Annotated in this window: 18 protein-coding genes; 10 read left to right on the forward strand and 8 right to left on the reverse strand. The window is 71.7% G+C overall.

Annotated features, from left to right (window positions below; genetic code table 11):
• Position 1 precedes the first annotated feature (1 nt).
• Positions 2–967, reverse strand: a complete 966-nt coding sequence (locus tag J5Y09_RS16885) for a Bug family tripartite tricarboxylate transporter substrate binding protein (RefSeq protein ID WP_209352991.1) — start codon at positions 965–967, stop codon at positions 2–4.
• A gap of 82 nt (positions 968–1049) precedes the next feature.
• Between J5Y09_RS16885 and J5Y09_RS16890 the strand changes: the two genes are divergently transcribed.
• Positions 1050–1955, forward strand: coding sequence for an ABC transporter substrate-binding protein (locus J5Y09_RS16890; RefSeq protein WP_209352992.1), 906 nt, complete (start codon positions 1050–1052; stop codon positions 1953–1955).
• Here the strand turns inward: J5Y09_RS16890 and J5Y09_RS16895 are convergent.
• From J5Y09_RS16895 to minC, 5 genes are all read right to left on the reverse strand, one after another.
• Complete coding sequence (locus J5Y09_RS16895) at positions 1939–2922, reverse strand: Bug family tripartite tricarboxylate transporter substrate binding protein (protein WP_209352993.1); 984 nt, start codon at positions 2920–2922, stop codon at positions 1939–1941. The two genes, J5Y09_RS16890 and J5Y09_RS16895, sit on opposite strands and share 17 nt — an antisense overlap.
• A 77-nt stretch (positions 2923–2999) precedes the next feature.
• A complete protein-coding gene (locus J5Y09_RS16900; RefSeq protein ID WP_209352994.1) occupies positions 3000–4166 on the reverse strand; it encodes a uroporphyrinogen decarboxylase/cobalamine-independent methonine synthase family protein in 1167 nt (388 codons plus the stop codon).
• 55 nt (positions 4167–4221) lie between these two features.
• Positions 4222–4509 (reverse strand): cell division topological specificity factor MinE, encoded by a 288-nt coding sequence (gene minE, locus J5Y09_RS16905; protein ID WP_209352995.1) that lies wholly within the window; start codon positions 4507–4509, stop codon positions 4222–4224.
• Positions 4509–5327: a septum site-determining protein MinD gene (gene minD / locus J5Y09_RS16910; RefSeq protein ID WP_209352996.1), complete on the reverse strand. Its 819-nt coding sequence runs from the start codon at positions 5325–5327 to the stop codon at positions 4509–4511. Before minD ends, minE begins: the two co-directional genes overlap by 1 nt.
• Before the next feature lie 35 nt (positions 5328–5362).
• Entirely contained in the window at positions 5363–6133 is a 771-nt protein-coding gene (gene minC, locus J5Y09_RS16915; protein WP_209352997.1) for a septum site-determining protein MinC, read from the reverse strand.
• A gap of 228 nt (positions 6134–6361) precedes the next feature.
• Here minC and J5Y09_RS16920 point away from each other — a divergent pair, with 228 nt between their 5' ends.
• From J5Y09_RS16920 to J5Y09_RS16940, 5 genes are read left to right on the forward strand one after another with little or no spacing between them, the layout of a single operon-like run.
• Positions 6362–7267, forward strand: coding sequence for an ABC transporter substrate-binding protein (locus J5Y09_RS16920; protein ID WP_209352998.1), 906 nt, complete (start codon positions 6362–6364; stop codon positions 7265–7267).
• Positions 7268–7269: 2 nt separating this feature from the next.
• On the forward strand, positions 7270–7731 hold the full coding sequence (locus tag J5Y09_RS16925) for an acyl-CoA thioesterase (RefSeq protein ID WP_209352999.1): 462 nt from the start codon (positions 7270–7272) through the stop codon (positions 7729–7731).
• Positions 7728–8684, forward strand: coding sequence for a D-2-hydroxyacid dehydrogenase family protein (locus J5Y09_RS16930; protein ID WP_209353000.1), 957 nt, complete (start codon positions 7728–7730; stop codon positions 8682–8684). Before J5Y09_RS16925 ends, J5Y09_RS16930 begins: the two co-directional genes overlap by 4 nt.
• Complete coding sequence (locus J5Y09_RS16935) at positions 8681–9520, forward strand: alpha/beta hydrolase (protein WP_342451496.1); 840 nt, start codon at positions 8681–8683, stop codon at positions 9518–9520. The genes J5Y09_RS16930 and J5Y09_RS16935 overlap by 4 nt, the downstream gene beginning before the upstream one ends.
• On the forward strand, positions 9517–9990 hold the full coding sequence (locus J5Y09_RS16940; RefSeq protein ID WP_209353001.1) for an MOSC domain-containing protein: 474 nt from the start codon (positions 9517–9519) through the stop codon (positions 9988–9990). Before J5Y09_RS16935 ends, J5Y09_RS16940 begins: the two co-directional genes overlap by 4 nt.
• 3 nt (positions 9991–9993) lie before the next feature.
• Here the strand turns inward: J5Y09_RS16940 and J5Y09_RS16945 are convergent, their stop codons facing one another.
• Positions 9994–11922: a BTAD domain-containing putative transcriptional regulator gene (locus J5Y09_RS16945; RefSeq protein ID WP_209353002.1), complete on the reverse strand. Its 1929-nt coding sequence runs from the start codon at positions 11920–11922 to the stop codon at positions 9994–9996.
• 512 nt (positions 11923–12434) lie between these two features.
• On the opposite strand from J5Y09_RS16945, the gene J5Y09_RS16950 reads away from it, so the two are divergent.
• The 3 genes from J5Y09_RS16950 to J5Y09_RS16960 are packed head-to-tail and all read left to right on the forward strand — an operon-like array spanning position 12435 to position 14887.
• Positions 12435–13151 carry a hypothetical protein gene (locus J5Y09_RS16950; protein WP_209353003.1) on the forward strand — a complete coding sequence of 239 codons (717 nt, stop codon included), beginning with the start codon at positions 12435–12437 and terminating at the stop codon, positions 13149–13151.
• 59 nt (positions 13152–13210) lie between these two features.
• Positions 13211–14023, forward strand: coding sequence for a DUF6065 family protein (locus J5Y09_RS16955; RefSeq protein WP_209353004.1), 813 nt, complete (start codon positions 13211–13213; stop codon positions 14021–14023).
• A gap of 54 nt (positions 14024–14077) precedes the next feature.
• Complete coding sequence (locus J5Y09_RS16960) at positions 14078–14887, forward strand: DUF169 domain-containing protein (RefSeq protein ID WP_209353005.1); 810 nt, start codon at positions 14078–14080, stop codon at positions 14885–14887.
• 36 nt (positions 14888–14923) lie between these two features.
• On the opposite strand, the gene J5Y09_RS16965 is transcribed toward J5Y09_RS16960, so the two are convergent.
• Positions 14924–16351 carry a M20 family metallopeptidase gene (locus J5Y09_RS16965; RefSeq protein WP_209353006.1) on the reverse strand — a complete coding sequence of 476 codons (1428 nt, stop codon included), beginning with the start codon at positions 16349–16351 and terminating at the stop codon, positions 14924–14926.
• Between the two features lie 116 nt (positions 16352–16467).
• Between J5Y09_RS16965 and J5Y09_RS16970 the strand changes: the two genes are divergently transcribed.
• Positions 16468–17007: a carboxymuconolactone decarboxylase family protein gene (locus tag J5Y09_RS16970; protein ID WP_209353007.1), complete on the forward strand. Its 540-nt coding sequence runs from the start codon at positions 16468–16470 to the stop codon at positions 17005–17007.
• The last annotated feature ends 11 nt before the right edge of the window (positions 17008–17018 follow it).

A 17018-nucleotide genomic window follows, 5' to 3' on the forward strand; every position in this document is an offset into this window, starting at 1 on the left:
CTCAGCCCCCCGTCCGGATGCGCGCGCCGACTGGCGCCCAGCGCGCCACCTCATCCCGCACGAGGCGCGCCGCAGCCTCGGGCGAGCTGTCCGGCCAGGTGTCGACGCCGGATCGCCGCAGCCGCTCCTGCACCGCGGGGTCGGCGAGTGCCCGCGCGGCCGCGGCCTCGAGCGTCGCGAGCACCGGGGCGGGCGTGCCGGGCCGCGCGAACAGCACCTGCCAGACCGTCAGGTCGTAGCCGGGCACGCCGGCCTCGGCCATGCTCGGCACGCCGGGCACCAGCGGCGAGGCCTCGCGGGAGGAGACGGCGAGCCCCCGCACGCGCCCATCCTGCACCAGCGGCGCCAGCATCGACGGGCTGTCGATTGTCAGTTGCACGCGCCCCGCCACCAGGTCCTGCACGGCGAGCGCCGCGGTCCGATAGGGCACGATGGTGTACCCCGCGCCGGACAGTTGCTTCAGCAACTCGCCGGCCAGGTGGTTCGCCGCACCCGGATTGGTCGAGCCGAAATTCGCCGCATCGCCCTGCTGGCGCAGCCAAGCCATCAGCTCGGGCACGTTGCGCGCCGGCACGGACGGATGCACGGCGAGCAGGAAGGGCTGCCGCGAGACGAGCGCGAGCGGGCGGAAATCCGCGACCGGGTCATGCGGGAAGTCGGGCTGCATGGCGCGCATCAGCGCGTGGTTGATGGTGCCGATGAAGATCGCGTAGCCATCCGCCGGCAGGCGCTGGAAAGCCGCGGCGCCGATCGCGCTGCCCGCGCCGACCACATTCTCCGGTACCACCGGCTGGCCCAGGATCGGGCTCAGCGCCTCGGCCATGACGCGCCCGACGATGTCGGTCACGCCGCCCACCCCGACCGGGATGACAAGGCGGATGGGCCGGTTCGGGAAGCGGTCCTGCGCGAGCGCCGGCGCGGCGAGCGCCATGGCGGGGGCGGCGAGCAGGGCGCGTCGGTGCAGCATGGATGGGATCCCGGCGGTTGGCGGCAGGCGCAGGTTACGCCACCCTGCGCGGGAGACCAGCCCCGGGGGAACGATGCACCAGTTGAGCCTGCAGGAGCCGTTCCGCGGCCTGTTCTACGCGCCCTTCTACGCGGCGCTTGCGCGCGGCGCCTATGCGCGCGAGGGCGTAGAGGTCCGCTTCATCGACAGCCCCGGCCCCTCGCTGCAGACGGACGCGGTGCTGGAAGGGCGCGCCGACCTCGCCTGGGGCGGGCCGATGCGCTTGCTGCTGGCGCATGACAAGGACCACGCCTGCCCGCTGCGCCTGTTCGGCGCGGTGGTGATGGGCGACCCCTTCTTCCTGGTGGGCCGCGCGGCGCGGCCGGGCTTCCGCCTGACCGACCTCGCGACGCTGACGCTCGGCACGGTCAGCGAGGTGCCCACGCCCTGGTGGACGCTGCAGGACGACATCCGCCGCGCGGGGCTCGACCCCGATGCGGTCCGGCGCGTGACCGACCGGACGATGGCGGAGAACGCGCAGGCGGTGGCCGAGGGCAGGCTCGACGTCGCGCAGATCTTCGAACCGCTGGCGACCGCGATGGAACGCGCCGGCACCGGCCATGTCTGGTACGCGCAGGCGAGCCGCGGGCCGACCTCCTACACCGCCTTCTACGGCCGCACCGACGTGATCGCGGCCAAGCGCGAGGCGTGCATGGCCATGGTGCGCGGGCTCGCCACGACCCTCGCCTGGTTCGCCAACGCCTCGCCGGAGGAGATCGCGGCGACCATCGCGCCCTATTTCGACGCGCTGGACCAGGATGTCGCGGCGCATGCCATCGCCCGCTACCGCGCCATCGGCGTCTGGACGAAGACGCCGCGCTTCCCGCCCGGGGCGCTGGCCCGGCTGGAAGGCGCCATGCTCTCGGCCGGCGCCATCCGCCACGCGCCCGGCTATGCCGGGCTGGTGGCCGAGGACGTGACGGAGGCCGCGCTCAGTTCTGCAGGGTGATCCCCTTCACGCGGATCACCTCGCTCCAGCGCGCGAGCTCGCCTTCCATCACGCGGCGCAGCGCGGGACCGTCGCCGCCGACCGTCGTCGCGCCCTGCTGGCGGAAGCGCTCCTGCACCTCGGGCGTCGCCAGGAAGCGCGCGACTTCCTCCTGCATCCGCCCGACGATGGCCGGGTCGAGCCCGCGCGGGGCGAGCACGCCGTACCAGAAGGAATAGGTGAAGTCGAAGCCTTGCTCGCGTGCCGTCGGCACGTCGGGCAGCGCCGGGATGCGCGCGCCTGTCGTGCCGATGGCGATGGCGCGCGCGCGCCCTTCCCGCACCGCGCCGAGCACCGTCGGCGGTGCGGCGATCAGCAGGCCGACGCGGCCGGCGAGCAGGTCCGCGAAGGCCGGCCCCATGCCGCGATAGGGCACGTGGGTCAGGCGGATGCTAGCGATGTCCTGCAGGTATTCCATGTAGAGATGCGGCGAGGATCCCGCGCCCATCGAGCCGTAGAAGCCTGCCTCCGCCCCTCGCGCGCGGGCGGCGTCGACGAAGTCGCGCAGCGACCGCGCTTCGGAATTGCCGGGCACGACGAAGACCGTGGGGTAGTCGACCAGCAGCGAGACCGGCGTGAAGTCGGCCAGGATGTCGAAGCCGAGGTTGGGATAGAGCGGCGGCGCCGTCGCCAGCGAATTGTCGGTCAGCAGGAAGGTGGTGCCGTCGGCGGGCGCCCGCGCCGCCGCGGTCCAGCCGACCACCCCGCCGCCGCCGGAGCGGTTCTCCACCACGAAGGGCTGGCCCGTCTGCTCCTGCAGGCGCTGGGCGAGGAAGCGCGCGACGAAGTCGCTCGTGCCTCCGGGCGGGTAGGTGACGAGGATGCGCACCTGACGGTCGCGCGGCGGCCAGCCGGGACCCTGCGCCTCGGCGGGCAGGGCGGCGAGGCCGGCGATCGCGGCAAGGGCCGCAAGGGCACGTCGGAACATGGCTTTCCTCCCGGTTGGTTCAGGTCGCGGCCTGGGCGGCGGCGGGCGGCGCAGGGTGCAGAGCCAGCACATCGCTCTCAACCCGCGCCAAGCAGGCGGCCGGATGCGATCCGCGCGCCCTCGGACATGGCGCGCAGCTTCGCCCAGACCACGTCGCGCGCGACGCGGCCGCGGCCGGCCGCCGTGTCGAAGCCGCAATCGGTGCCGGCCATCAGCCGCGCGGGATCGCCGATGCTGCGGGCAATGCGCTCCAGCCGCTCGGCGACCACCTCGGGGTGCTCGACGAAGTTGGTGAGCGTGTCGATCACGCCGGCGACCAGCACCTGGTCGTCCTTCAGCGGCGTGGTGCGGAAGCAGCGATGCTCATGCGCGTGGCGCGGATTGGCGAAGGGCAGCACGAAGGCGCCGACCTGCGCCTGAAGGATGGTCGGCAGGATGTCCGCGAGCGGCACGTCCGCATCGTGCGGGCCTTCATAGTTGCCCCAGCAGACATGCAACCGGATGCGTTCCCGCGGCAGGCCAGCGATGGCGCGGTTGATCGCGGTGACGACGCGTTCGCAGAAGGCGACGAAGTCGGCCAGTGGCCGGTCGCGATAGGAGGCATGGCGCTCGAGCGCCAGATCCGGGCAGTCGAGCTGCAGCGTGAAGCCGGCATCGAGGATGGCGCGGTATTCATGCGCCAGCGCATCGGCCAGCGCGGCAAGGTAGGCCTCCTCGCTGTCGTAGTGCCGGTTCTGCACGACCGAGGCGACGATGCCCGGCGACGGCGCGGCGAGGAAGGCACCGAGCGGCGCGGGGCGCGCGGCATCGAGCGCGGCGCGGAACTCGGCGCATTCCGCGGCCATCGCGGCGTCGCCGACATAGGCCACGTCGCCGGTCGCGGCCGGCAGGTTCGCGGTCATGCTCGCCGTTTCCTTGCCCGCCGCCGCGGCGACGACCTCGGCCTTGAATTCGGGATAGGCGTCGATGTCCGCCCAGCCGGGCCGGTGGCTCTCGCCGCCCAGGCCGGTCAGCCGGTCGCGCAGATAGAGCACGAAGGACTCACGCCCCTGCTCGCCATTGTTGACGATGTCGATGCCGGCGGCGACCTGGCGCGGAACGATCTCGGCGACCGCGGCGCGGGCGGCGGCGGCGGCCTCGCCCGCGGGAATGTCCTCGCCGCGGGCGCGGCGGGCATGCAGCCGTGTCAGCGCCGGCGGGCGCGGCAGGCTTCCGGTATGGGTGCAGAGAATTCGCGCGGCCATGGTTCCTCCCGGCGCGAAGTCTGGCGCAGGGAGGAAGCCGTGGCCAGCGCGGGCGTCAGCGCGCCCCGGCCGCCATCCGCATCGCCGCGGGGGCGGGCAATTCGATCTCGATCGCCAGCGTGGACATGTCCCCGCCGCGGTCGAGATTGACGTTCACCTTGCCCGGGTCGATGGCAACGTAACGTGCCACCACCGCGACGAGTTCCTGCTGCAGCTTCGGTAGGAAATCCTCGCGGTTGCGGCCGATGCGCTCATGCGCCAGCACGATCTGGAGCCGTTCCTTGGCGGAGGCCGCGCTGGTCTCCTCCTTGCGCCGGCCGCGGAAGAAGTCGAGCCAGGACATCACGCGGCCCTCCCGCCGAACAGGCGCTTGAAGATGCCCTTCTTCTCGGCCTCGATGAAGCGATGCGGCTTCTCCTCGCCAAGGAAGCGCGACACGGCGTCGGCATAGGCCTGCCCCGCCGTGCTCTCCCCATCCATGATCACCGGCGTGCCGGTGTTGGACGCCTTGAGAACGCTCTCGCTCTCCGGGATCACGCCGAGCAGCGGGATCGAGAGGATCTCGCGGATGTCCTCGAGCTTCAGCATCTCGCCGCGCTCGACGCGCACCGGGTCGAAGCGGGTGACGAGCAGGTGTTCCTTCACCGGCTCCCGCTTGTCCTCCGCCCGCTTCGAGCGGGACTGCAGCACGCCGAGGATGCGGTCGGAATCCCGCACGCTGGAGACCTCGGGGTTGGTCACGACGATCGCCTGGTCGGCGAAGTAAAGCGCGAGCAGCGCGCCCTTCTCGATGCCGGCCGGGCTGTCGCAGAGGATGTAGTCGAAATCCTTCGACAGTTCCTCGATGATGCCCTGCACGCCTTCCTTGGTCAGCGCGTCCTTGTCCCGCGTCTGGCTGGCGGGAAGGATCGAGAGCGTCTCGACGCGCTTGTCGCGGATCAGCGCCTGGTTGAGCCGCGCCTCCCCGCTGATGACGTTGACGATGTCGAACACCACACGCCGCTCGACCCCCATGATGAGGTCGAGGTTGCGCAGGCCGACGTCGAAGTCGATGACGACGGTCTTCTTGCCCCGCTGCGCGAGGCCCGTGGCGAAGGCGGCGGAGGATGTGGTCTTGCCCACGCCCCCCTTGCCGGATGTGACGACGACGACCTGTGCCATGTCCCCTGCCTCCTCGTGATCCCCTGCGCGGCGCGTCAGCCGATCGGGTCGAAGCGCATGCGCTCGCCCGTCAGCCGCACCTGCACCGCCTTGCCGATCGGCGCGCCCCCGAGCCCTTCCCGCACCGCGTAGTAGCCGGCGATGGAGATGAGCTCCGGGTCGAAATTCTGCGCGAAGATGCGCGCGTCAGCCTTGTCGCCGCCGCCGGCGATCGCCCGCCCGCGCAGCGCGCCATAGACGTGGATGTTGCCGTCCGCGATCACCTCGGCCCCCGCATTCACGGTGCCGGTGACGATCAGGTCGCCGCCCTGGGCCCAGACGCGCTGGCCGGCGCGCACCGGCTGGTCGACGATCATGGTCGGGCGCGCCATGCCGGGCGCCGGCGGCGGCGGAGCAGCGGGTTCGGGAGCCACGGCGGCCGGCGCGGGGGCCGCCACCGGCGGGGCCTCCTCACTCTCCTTGCCGCCCAGGGCGCGGATCGGCGGCAGGCCGAAGGCCATGGCGGCGTTGCGCATCGCGGGCGTGCCGCCGGTGGTGCCGATCGGCACGATCTCGAGCCCGCGCAGCCCCTCGATCAGCCCGGCGAAATCCACCTGGCCCGGCGGCATGTCGAGGTCGCCGAGGCCGATGACAACCGGGGCGAAGCGCAGGAATCCGGGCGCGCGGCGGAACTGGTCGCCGATCGCCGGCACCACGGCCTCGGGCCGCGGGTCGAGCAGCCGCAGCACGAGCAGGTTGAAGTTCGCCCCGCGCAGGCGGAACGGCTCGATGCGGGGCGAAGTGTCGGGCCGGGGCGCGGCGGACATGGGCCTCCAGGGGATCGTCGGACTGCCGGAACCATACGGATTGTGTCCGAAGGCGGCGGCACCCACGAGATATAGCGTTGCGGTAGGGGCCGGCGAAGGGTGCGCGGCGGCACCCCTTCCCGGGCAACACCTTATCGCCCGTTCTTGCCAAAGCGCGCCAGGGGCGAATCGGCGGGGCTGGCCCGCCGCGCCCCCGCATTCCAGGATGCGCCGATCCTGGAGGCCGATGTGCAGCCCATCATCCTGAACGAACCCTTCCGCGCGGTCTTCTACGCGCCCTTCTACGTGGCCGAGGCGCAGGGCCTGTTCGCCGCCGAGGGTGTCGAGGTGCGCCGCGACACCGCCGGCGACCCGAACAAGGCGGCGGAGAACCTCCTCTCCGGCCGGGCCGACATCGCCTGGTCCGGGCCGATGCGGCCGATGCTGCTGCGCGACCGCGACCCGTCCTGCCCGCTGCGGTCCTTCTGCGCGGTGGTGATGAAGGACCCCTTCCTGATCATCGGCCGCGGGCCGCGGCCGGGCTTCGCGCTCAGCGATCTGCGCGGCCTGCGTTTCGGCACGGTCAGCGAGGTGCCCACCCCCTGGTGGTGCCTGCAGGACGACCTGCGCGCGGCCGGAATCGATCCGGACAGGCTGACGCGCGTGACCGACCGGTCCATGGCGGAAAACGCGGCCGCGGTGCTCGACGGCACGCTCGACGCCGCCCAGCTGTTCGAGCCGCATGCGGCGCTGGCCGAGGCGAAGGGCGCATCCGTCTGGCACCGCGCCGCCGATCGCGGCCCTTCGGCCTATACCGCCTTCTACGCGACCGAAGCGCGCATCGTCGAACGCGCCGCGGAGTTCGAGGCGATGATCCGCGCCATGGCGCGCGCCTTGTCGTGGATCGCCGCCGCGCCGCCGGCCGAGATCGCCGCGACCGTCGCCCCGTTGTTCCCCGAGGTGCCCGCCGCGGCGCTCGCGACCGCGCTCGGGCGCTACCAGGCAATGGCGCTCTGGTCGCCGACGCCGCATTTCCCGCGCGCCGCCTTCGACCAGTTGCAGGGCGCGATGCGCTCGGCCGGGATCATCAAGGGCGCGCCGGCCTTCGAAGCCTGCGTGGACGAGGCGATCGTCGCGCGCGCGCTGGGCGGCTGACCATGGCGAAGGACCGCGGCACGCGCGCCGACTACCGCTTCTTCCTGACCATCCCGACGCGCTGGATGGACAACGACGTCTACGGGCACGTGAACAACGTCACCTACTATTCCTGGTTCGACACGGTGGTGGCGCGGTTCCTGATCGACACGGGCTTCCTGCACATCCCGACCGCCCCGGTGATCGGGCTGGTGGTGGAAACCCAGTGCCGCTACTTCGCGCCCATCGCCTTCCCCGACGAGGTGACCTGCGGGCTGCGCTGCGGACGCGCGGGCAATTCCTCCGTCCGCTACGAGATCGGCATCTTCCGCAATGCCGAGGATGTCGCGAGCGCCGAGGGGCATTTCGTCCACGTCTATGTGGACCGCGCGACGCAGAAGACGCCAACGCCCCTGCCGCCCTTGCTCCGCGCCGCGCTCGGCGGCATCACCCTGCCCCCGAATTCCACCGGAGCGACCCCATGAGCATCCAGCGCCTCGCCATCCTCGACGACTACCAGGGCGTGGCCCTGTCCATGGGGCCGTGGGACCGGCTGAAGGGCGTCGAGGTCACGGTCTTCCGCGACACCATCACCGACGCGGACGCGCTGGTGCAGCGCCTCGCCCCCTTCGACGCCATCCTCGCGATGCGCGAACGCACCCCCTTCCCGCGCGCGCTGATCGAGCGCCTGCCGAACCTCCGCCTGCTGGTCACGACCGCGGCGCGCAACCGCTCGATCGACGCGGCCGCCTGCGCCGAGCGTGGCGTCGTGTTCTGCGGCACGCCGTCCTACGGCGATCCGACGGTCGACATCACCTGGGGGCTGATCATCGGGCTGATGCGCGACCTGCCGCGGCAGGAAGCGGCGCTGCGGGCGGGGCGCTGGCAGACCTCGGTTGGCTGGGGGCTGGAAGGGCGGACGCTCGGCGTGGTGGGGCTGGGCAAGCTCGGCGGGCGCGTGGCCAAGGTCGGGCAGGCCTTCGGCATGAAGGTCATCGCCTGGAGCCAGAACCTGACCGAGGCGCGCGCGGCCGAGATCGGCGCGACCCGCGTCGACAAGGCAGCCCTGTTCGAACAGGCGGACGTGGTGACGCTGCACCTGATCCTGTCCGACCGCTCCCGCGGCATCGTGGGGGCGGAGGATCTCGCGCGGATGAAGCGCAGCGCCTTCGTCGTGAACACTTCCCGCGGGCCGCTGATCGACCAGCCGGCGCTGGTCGCCGCACTGCAGGAAGGGCGCATCGCCGGCGCCGGGATCGACGTGTTCGACACCGAGCCGCTGCCGGCGGACCACCCGCTGCTCGCCGCGCCCAATACCTTCCTCACGCCGCATCTGGGCTACGTCACGCAGCAGAACTACCGCGCCTACTACGAAGGCTGCGTCGAGGCGATCGAGGCCTTCAACGCCGGCGCGCCGGTGCGCGTCATCGCGCCGTGAGCGGCCCCTACCCGCTGCCGGAGGGCTGGGCGGCCTGGCCGCAGAAGGCGCGCGACGACGCCTACAACAACACCGACATGGTGGCGGACAGCGGTGCGCAGATCGCCGCGCGCAACGCCGCCTCGGCCGCCTTCCGCGCCGCCCATGCGGGGCATCTCGACCTCCCCTACGGCGATGCGGAACGGGAGAAGTGGGACCTGTTCCCCAGCCGCGAGGCCGGCGCGCCCTGCCTCGTCTTCATCCATGGCGGCTACTGGCAGCGCAACCGGCGTGAGGATTTTGCCATCCTCGCGCAAGGCGCGCTCGCCATGGGCTGGTCGGCAGCACTTCCGGGCTACACGCTGGCGCCCGATGCGTCGCTGACGACGATCTGCTGGCAGGTCACGCGGGCGCTCGACTGGCTCGCGGCGCATGGCGCGACGCATGGCGTCGCGGGGCCGATCGTGGTCTCGGGCTGGTCCGCGGGCGGGCATCTCGCGGCGATGGCGGCGGAGCATCCGGCGGTGACGGCGGCACTCGCCATGTCGGGCGTCTTCGAACTCGCGCCGATCCGCGACACCTTCCTGCAGGAGAAGCTGCGCCTGACGGGGGCGGAGATCGCCGATCTCTCGCCGATCCGCCGGCCCGTGGTCCAGAAACCGGTCGCGGTCGCATATGGCGCGGCGGAACTGCCGGAACTCCGCCGGCAGTCCCGCAGCTTCCACCGCATCCGCGCCGAGGCGCAGGCGCCGGGGCCGCTCATTCCCATCCCCGGCGCGGATCATTTCCGCGTGCTGGAATCCCTCTGGAGCCCCGACGGGGCGCTGCTGCGCGCCGCGGCGGAGCTGCTGCGATGAGCCACGACTTCGCGGGCGTGCTGCTGGCCATCCACATCGCGCGCGAAGCCTCGGCGCCGATGGAGGAACTCGACGCCGCGCGGCTGATCGAAGGGGTCGGGATCGAGGGCGACCGCTACGCGACCGCGCGCGGCACCTACAGCGACAAGCCGCATGCGGACCGGCAGGTGACGCTGATCGAGATGGAGGCGCTCGATGCGGTCGAGCGCGACTACGGCGTGCGCCTGGCCCCGCATGAGAGCCGGCGGAACCTGACGACCGCGGGCGTGCCGCTGAACCACCTGGTCGGGCGGGAATTCCGCGTGGGCGACGTTGTGCTGGTCGGTGGCCGGCTGAACGTGCCCTGCCAGTACCTGGAAGACCTTCTCGGCAAGAAGGTGTTCAAGCCGCTGATCCACCGCTCGGGGCTCAACTGCCGCATCGTGAAGGGGGGCACGGTCCGGCCGGGCGACCGGATCGTGCCGGCCTGAAGCCTATTCGAGGCCGGCCTTGGCGAGGCCCTCGATGTAGAGCGCCTTGTCCGCCTCAGGCTCGAAGGGCGCCCGGTCGGCCGCCTTGGCGAGCCCGAAATCGGCTTCCATCGACATCAGCCGCGCACGGATCTCCTCGGCCTCCCGCAGGCGGCCGAGATGGCCAAGGGCGCTCAGCCAGATCTTGTAGGGGAAGGTGAAGCCGGCGTGCAGCGCCGTCACCTGGCGCGCCGCGAGGTCCACTTCCTCGTAGCGTCGCAGCAGGAGCAGGGGGACGAGCCGCGCGGCGTCGAAGAAGAAGGCGTGCGGATGCAGAGGGGCCAGCCGCTTGTACCTCTCCCAGCGCCGCAGCGCTTCCTCGTGCTCACCGCGATAGGACAGCGCGAGCGCGGAGAAGACCCAGGCCATCGGCAGGTTGGGATTGAGCGCCAGCGCGCGCTCGTACAGCGAGACCGCCTCGGCGACGCGATGGTGCAGGAAGGCGCGGACATGGCCCAGGATCGCCAGCGCCTGCGCGTCGGACGGATCGAGCGCCACGGCGCGGGAGGCGAGTTCCTCCGCCTTCGCGAACACCTCGGCGTCGTTCTTGGACCACCCCTGCCCGACGAGGAACAGGTGCCAGTAGGCGTGCCAGGCGAAGGCGGGCGCATAGTCGGGCTCGAGCCGTGTCGCCTCGCTGAGCAGGCTGCCGGCGAGTTCGTAGGATTGCTGGTCGAGCCGGTAGATCGCCGGTATGGCCCGCAGCAGCAGGTCGTAGGCGGTCGAGGCGACGGGCGCGCGGCTTGCCGCGCGATTCGCCTCGATGAGCAGGATCTCGGGGTCGACGCGCGCGACGACCTCGGCGGCGATCTCGTCCTGCAGGGCGAGCAGGTCGCCCGCGTCGCGATCGAAGCGTTCCGCCCAGACGACGGCCTCCGGCGGGCGGTGGTCGGTCAGCCGCAGCGTGACGCGCACCCGGTCCCCGGCACGCTGGATGGTGCCCGAGAGCGAGAAGTCGAGGTCGAGCGCGCCCTCGGCCCGTTCCTGCCGCTCGATGGCCGCGACCGAGGCGCTGTCGACGAGCACCAGCCAGCGGAAGCGCGCAAGCGCGGCGGTGATCTCGCCCGCGAGGCCGAGCGAGACCTCGGAGTCGGCCTCGCTGCCCAGCACCTTGAAAGGCAGCACGCCGAGCCGCGCGCCGCGCGCGGTCGTGCGGCGGAAGGGCTGGGGCTGGGAGGTGGCGATCTCGCCGCGCAGGGATTCGGCCAGCGCCGATGTTTCCGGCGAGGGGGCCCCGCGGAAGCGCTCGGCGAAGACGCGGCGGCATTCCTCCCAGGCGGCGAAGGCGGCGCCGCGGTCGCCACGATCGGCCTCGGCGCGGATCAGGATCCGCCAGATGGGCTCCTGCGCCGGGTCGATCGCAAGGATGCGGCGCGCTTCCTGGGCGCGCGACTCCGCCGTGCTGGTCGCGGCGAGACGGGCCGCGGCGGCCGCGAGGGCGGCATCCCGCAGCCGGCGCCGCTGCTCGACGAGCCAGGCGTCGAAGGCGGCGTCGAGGCCGTCGAGATCCGCCAGCAATTCGTTCTGGAGGAGGTTGAGCGCCTCGGCCCGGTCGCGCGCGAGCGCCGGGAGGGCGCGCGCATCGGTCCAGACGCCTTCGGAGTTGAGCGCGACCGTTTCGCGGTTGGCGATGATCAGGCTGCGCGCCTCGGGTCCGAGGGCCTCCTGCAGTTCGTGCAGCGCCTGGCGCAATGACCCGCGGGCCTGGTCCTCCCCTCGCCGGCTCCAGAGCAGTTCGGCAAGGCGCTGGCGAGAGACGAGGGCGGGCGAATCGAGCGCGAGCACGGCGAGGACGCCTCGCGTCTTGCGCGACCGGGGGAGAAGCGACTCGCCCGTCAGCGCGCGGACGTCCATCCGGCCAAGCATGGTGATGCGCAACCGGAAGCCGGGCATGGCCCCTAGGCCTTCTGCCGCCGTGGAGGTCGCGCCGGCAGGCCTCGTGTCCTGCCCGATCAGCGATCCGGTTTCCGTTGCCATCACGCAGTCTTAACGTGGCTGGCGATTCCAAACAAACGCCCGCGTGACCCTGGGTTGAGAACCCCGGGGATCGCATGCACACTCGTTCCGCTCGGGCGTGCAAATGTGCCCAGGATTCCTGGCACAATCTCGTTATCGCAAAGGCTTCCGAAGTTTTCGCCGGACCTATCGGGAGTTGCAGGGACGCCCGTTAATTGCGCGTTAACGACGTTATCGCCCCATGAAACTCTCGTCGGTTCAGGCCATGTTAAAACTCTTATAGTTCACGCCCGGAAGGAAGATCGGCTCATCTTCCTATTAGCTAATAATAGCAAGAATTTTTTTGGGCACAAGTAGGAATGTTTGCTTGTGCCTCAGTCGATCTCAACGGCAAGTTGCATCATCCGGGCCGCGCAGGGCGGCCGCTTGCAGCAGCGGAGATCGACATCATGGCCAAGACCTCCTTCATCCTGGATGCCGCCAAGGTTCGTACTGGCGCCGGCGTGCGCGTTCCCGCCTCCATTGCCGACAAGGGCGCCGTCCGCACCGGCGCCGGCGTGCGCGTCCCCGCCTCCGTCGCCGACAAGGGCGCCGTCCGCACCGGTGCCGGCGTCCGCGTCCCCGCCTCCGTCGCCGACAAGGGCGCCGTCCGCACCGGCGCCGGCGTCCGCGTCCCCGCCTCCGTTGCCGACAAGGGCGCCGTCCGCACCGGCGCCGGCGTCCGCGTCCCCGCCTCCGTCGCCGACAAGGGCGCCGTCCGCACCGGCGCCGGCGTCCGCGTCCCCACCTCCGTCGCCGACAAGGGCGCCGTCCGCACCGGCGCGGGCGTGCGCGTCCCCGCCTCCATCGCGGACAAGGGTGCCGTCCGCACCGGCGCGGGCGTGCGCGTCCGGGCCTCCGTCGCCGACAAGGGTGCCGTCCGCACCGGCGCGGGCGTGCGCGTCCCGGCCTCCGTCGCCGACAAGGGCGCCGTCCGCACCGGCGCCGGCGTCCGCGTCCCCGCCTCCATCGCCGACAAGGGTGCCGTCCGCACCGGCGCGGGCGTGCGCGTCCCGGCCTCCATCGCGGACAAGGGTGCCGTCCGCACTGGCGCCGGCGTCCGAGTGCCCGCCTCCGTCGCCGACAAGGGTGCCGTCCGCACCGGCGCGGGCGTGCGCCGCGGCTGATCGTGCCTGGCGGGCGGAGGCGCTATCCTCCCCCGCCAGCAGCCCGAGGTTCAGGACGCATGGCCGAAGACCGGCAACCGATCGTCACCTTCCATCGCCTGATCCCAGGCATACCGAGCCCGCAGCGGGCAGACCGCTCCGGGCTCGGCGGCCTTCCGACCCGCGCCTACCGCTTCTGCGACGCCGTCACCACCGCCGCCGGCTATGGCTGGCACATCACCGCGCCGCTCGAGATCGGGCTGCGCTGGGACGGCACCGAAGTCTCCTGGACCTGCGCCGAGCTCGAGCATGAATGGATGCCGCTCGGCCTCGGCGCCGTGCAGTTCCCCCATTTCCGCGCCCGCTTCGACGAGGAGGCGCCGGAGGACGTGCAGGGCTACTCGCCGCCCTTCCTCACCGGCCTGCCCGAGGCCGGCGTCGTGCAGATGTGGACCGGCCTGTTCGTCGAGACCGCGCCAGGCTGGTCGCTGATGACGCGCGCGCCGGTCAACCTGCCGAAGACCGGCCCCTTCGAGCAGTTCGAGGGAATCGTCGAGTTCGACAAATGGTTCGGGCCCCTTTTCACCAACATCCGCCTGACCCAGACCAACACCATCGTCGAGATCAACCAGCTGCGCCCGATCCTGCAGGTGCAGCCCATTCCGCAATTCGCCTATGCCGAGCCGATCCTGAACTCGGCGGTGGTAAAGGACGCCTTCACGCGCTGGGGCGATCCCGAATGGGACCGCTACCGCGAGCATGTCGTCCACCCGAACCAGGTGGAGGAACACAAGCCCGGCCGCTATTCCTCCGAGGTCCGGCGCCAGCGCCGCGCGGCCGGCTGCCCCTTCGCGGCCATGGAAGCCGCGCAGGCCGCGCTCAAACCCGGCTGAGCGTCTGGCCGCCCCGCCCCTGCCGGCGCATCATCCCGGCAGGAGGAACCGACCATGACCGATGCCCCGCCCGCCGAGGCGCCGCCGCTCGATGCCAAGGCGATCGCCGAACTCGCCCGCCAGCTGACCGAACTGCTCCGCCTGCGCACCCTGCCGATCGGCATGAAGCTGTTCGAGGATGCCGAGGAGATGGCGAAGGTCCCCGGCCTGCGCCGGCCGCCGGAGGGACGGAAGTTCTCGACCTGCCAGCTGGTGACTCAGGCGCGCATCGCCGGCTTCACCATGGGCATCACGCATGACAACGTCCCCGGCTTCTCCAATTGCGGCGGCGTCATCGGGCTGAACGAGCCCTCCGAGCTCTACCTCTCCGGCCGCAAGTTCGAGGGCGTGTGGTTCGAGAACCGCGAGGCCGCGGCGAAGCACCAGGCGGAGATGCCCCGCGTGCCGGCCCGCTACGCCGGCCTCGCCGTCTCCCCGCTGCGCAGCGCGCGGCTCGACCCGCCGGACATCTGCCTGTTCTACGCGAACCCGGCGCAGATGATCCTCTTCGTCAACGGGCTGCAGTGGAAGACGTACAAGCGCTTCGAGTTCTCCATCACCGGGGAGAGCGCCTGCGCGGATTCCTGGGGCCGCGCGCTGCGCGACCGCGCGCCGTCGCTGTCCATCCCCTGCTACGCCGAACGCCGCTACGGCGGCGTGGCGGATGACGAGATGCTGATGGCGCTGCCACCGGCGGACCTCGCGGTCGCGGTCGAAGGGCTGCTCGGGCTGTCCAAGGCGGGGCTGCGGTATCCGATCATGCCCTATGGGCCGCAGGCGGATCCGGGCGAGGGGATGGCGAAGTCCTACGCGGGCAAGACGTGAAGGTCGGGGGAGAAGTTCCCTTCTCCCCCGGCGTAATCAATCCCCGCTCATCCGGATCGGCGGCTGCACATCCGGCGGCAGCGGACACACGTAGGGGTGCACATCCGTCCGCGCCTTGTGGTCCGCCTTCGCCGCGGCGAGCAGCGCGGGGTCGCGGATCGCGTCGACCGCCGTGCCCGCCATGATCTTCGCGACATGCACCAGGCCCTTGTGCGCGATGCCGGACTTGCCCTGCGCCGTCAGCTGCCAGGAATGGCCCGGCGTGCCGATGGCATAGGTCGCGCCCCGCGCCTGCACCGTCGGCACCGCCCAGGAGACATCGCCCACGTCGGTCGAACCCACGCCGCCATTCCCCTTCGCATCCAGCGGCACGATGATGTCGCACAGCGCCTTGTCGTGCTCGACCTTCAGCCCGTGGCGGCGGAAGGCGGCGGCGATGTCGTCGTCGGACAGCGTGCCCTGGATCTGCTTCGCATAGGCGCGATCGGCCTCGTCGAATTCGGGCGGGCCGAGCCGCACCATGTTCTCGTACATCGCCTTTTCGAGCGGCGTGTTCGCGAGCAGGTTCGACACCGCGCTGACCACCTTGGTCGTGACGCTCGTCTCGGTCATCAGCGCCGCGCCATCGGCGATCTTGCGCACGCGGGCAACGAGCTGGTTCAGCCCCACCAGGTCGCGCGCGCGGATCAGGTAGCGCACCTTCGCCGTGCCCTGCACCACGTTCGGCGCGATGCCGCCGGCATCGAGATAGGCGTAGTGGATGCGCGCGTCGGAGGGCATGTGCTCGCGCATGTAGTTCACGCCGACATTCATCAGCTCGACGGCGTCCAGCGCCGAACGCCCCAGTTCCGGCGCCGCCGCGGCGTGCGACGAACGGCCGGTGAAGCTGAAGTCGATGCGCGTGTTGGCGAGCGACACCGCCTCGTTCACGCCCGTGAATGCGGCCGGGTGCCAGCAGATCGCCATGTCCACGTCGTCGAAGGCGCCTTCGCGCACCATGAAGCCCTTGGCCGCGCCGCCTTCCTCGGCCGGGCAGCCGTAGTAGCGCACCCGCGCCTTCACGCCGTTCGCCGCGAGCCAGTCCTTCACGGCGGACGCCGCCAGCAGCGACGCCGCGCCGAGCAGGTTGTGCCCGCAGCCATGGCCCGACCCGTCGCCCGGCAGCGGCTTGTGCTCGGCGACGCCGGCCTCGTTCGACAGGCCAGGCAGCGCGTCGTACTCGCCGAGGATGGCGATGACCGGCCCCTCGCCTTCCGGCCCCGCCTCCCCCATCACCGCCGTCGGGATGCCGGCGACGTCGCGCGTCACGCGGAAGCCGTGCGCCTCCAGCAGCGCGGTGTGCTCGGCGCAGGACCGGACCTCGGCGTAGCAGAGCTCCGGCATGCCCCAGACGCGGTCGGCGAGCTCGATCGCGTCCCGCGCCTTGGCGTCCACGAGCCGCCAGATTTCCTCGGTGTTCTGCATGATGCGTATCCCCGCTGCGATGTGGCAGGGACTCTCGCCCGCCGCCACCGCCGCGTCCAGCGCTGGACAGGCGCAGGCGCCGCGCCGCAGCATCGGCCCGATCAAGGAGCCCCGCCATGCCCCGCGTGAGCCCGAAGCGCCCCGAGGACCTGCCGCCGGACCTCGCCGAGATCTGGCATCGCTACGCCGGCACCTACGGGCCCTTCGAGGCGCAGCTCGAGGTCTTCGCCCATGTCCCCGCCGCGCTGCGCCACCTGATGCCGATGCTGATGGAACTCCGCGCCGCGGGCACCCTGCCCCGCCGCGCGCTGGAACTCGCCATCGTCGTCGTCTCGAAGCTCAACGCCTGCGACTACTGCATCGCGCACCACCAGCCCTTCCTGGCGGTGGAGGGCATCCCGCCCGAGGTCGTCGCCCGCCTGCCCGGGGGCACCGACCACCCGGCGCTGACGGCCTGCGACCGCGCCGTGATCGCCTTTTCGGTCGCGGCGTGGGAGGACAGCCACCGCGTCCCCGAACGCCTGTTCCGCGCGCTGCGCGAGCACTTCTCCGAGGCGCAGATCGTCGAGCTGACGCTGCGCATCGCGCTGACCGGCTTCTTCAACCGCTTCTCCTCCGCGCTCGGGATCGAGGAGGAAGCGACCGCCCATGCGTGAACGGGGCGGCC

The organism is Roseomonas nitratireducens, from assembly GCF_017813355.1.
Lineage (GTDB): Bacteria > Pseudomonadota > Alphaproteobacteria > Acetobacterales > Acetobacteraceae > Neoroseomonas > Neoroseomonas nitratireducens.

Coding starts and splice junctions, on each gene's coding strand:
- minE (WP_209352995.1), bottom strand. CDS start 4,509: ATGTCCTGGCTCGACTTCTTCCGCGGCCGGCGCAAGGAGGAGACCAGC.
- minC (WP_209352997.1), bottom strand. CDS start 6,133: ATGTCCGCCGCGCCCCGGCCCGACACTTCGCCCCGCATCGAGCCGTTC.
- J5Y09_RS16900 (WP_209352994.1), bottom strand. CDS start 4,166: ATGGCCGCGCGAATTCTCTGCACCCATACCGGAAGCCTGCCGCGCCCG.
- J5Y09_RS16960 (WP_209353005.1), top strand. CDS start 14,078: ATGACCGATGCCCCGCCCGCCGAGGCGCCGCCGCTCGATGCCAAGGCG.
- J5Y09_RS16930 (WP_209353000.1), top strand. CDS start 7,728: ATGAGCATCCAGCGCCTCGCCATCCTCGACGACTACCAGGGCGTGGCC.
- J5Y09_RS16970 (WP_209353007.1), top strand. CDS start 16,468: ATGCCCCGCGTGAGCCCGAAGCGCCCCGAGGACCTGCCGCCGGACCTC.
- J5Y09_RS16950 (WP_209353003.1), top strand. CDS start 12,435: ATGGCCAAGACCTCCTTCATCCTGGATGCCGCCAAGGTTCGTACTGGC.
- J5Y09_RS16940 (WP_209353001.1), top strand. CDS start 9,517: ATGAGCCACGACTTCGCGGGCGTGCTGCTGGCCATCCACATCGCGCGC.
- minD (WP_209352996.1), bottom strand. CDS start 5,327: ATGGCACAGGTCGTCGTCGTCACATCCGGCAAGGGGGGCGTGGGCAAG.
- J5Y09_RS16965 (WP_209353006.1), bottom strand. CDS start 16,351: ATGCAGAACACCGAGGAAATCTGGCGGCTCGTGGACGCCAAGGCGCGG.
- J5Y09_RS16925 (WP_209352999.1), top strand. CDS start 7,270: ATGGCGAAGGACCGCGGCACGCGCGCCGACTACCGCTTCTTCCTGACC.
- J5Y09_RS16945 (WP_209353002.1), bottom strand. CDS start 11,922: ATGCCCGGCTTCCGGTTGCGCATCACCATGCTTGGCCGGATGGACGTC.
- J5Y09_RS16895 (WP_209352993.1), bottom strand. CDS start 2,922: ATGTTCCGACGTGCCCTTGCGGCCCTTGCCGCGATCGCCGGCCTCGCC.
- J5Y09_RS16955 (WP_209353004.1), top strand. CDS start 13,211: ATGGCCGAAGACCGGCAACCGATCGTCACCTTCCATCGCCTGATCCCA.
- J5Y09_RS16885 (WP_209352991.1), bottom strand. CDS start 967: ATGCTGCACCGACGCGCCCTGCTCGCCGCCCCCGCCATGGCGCTCGCC.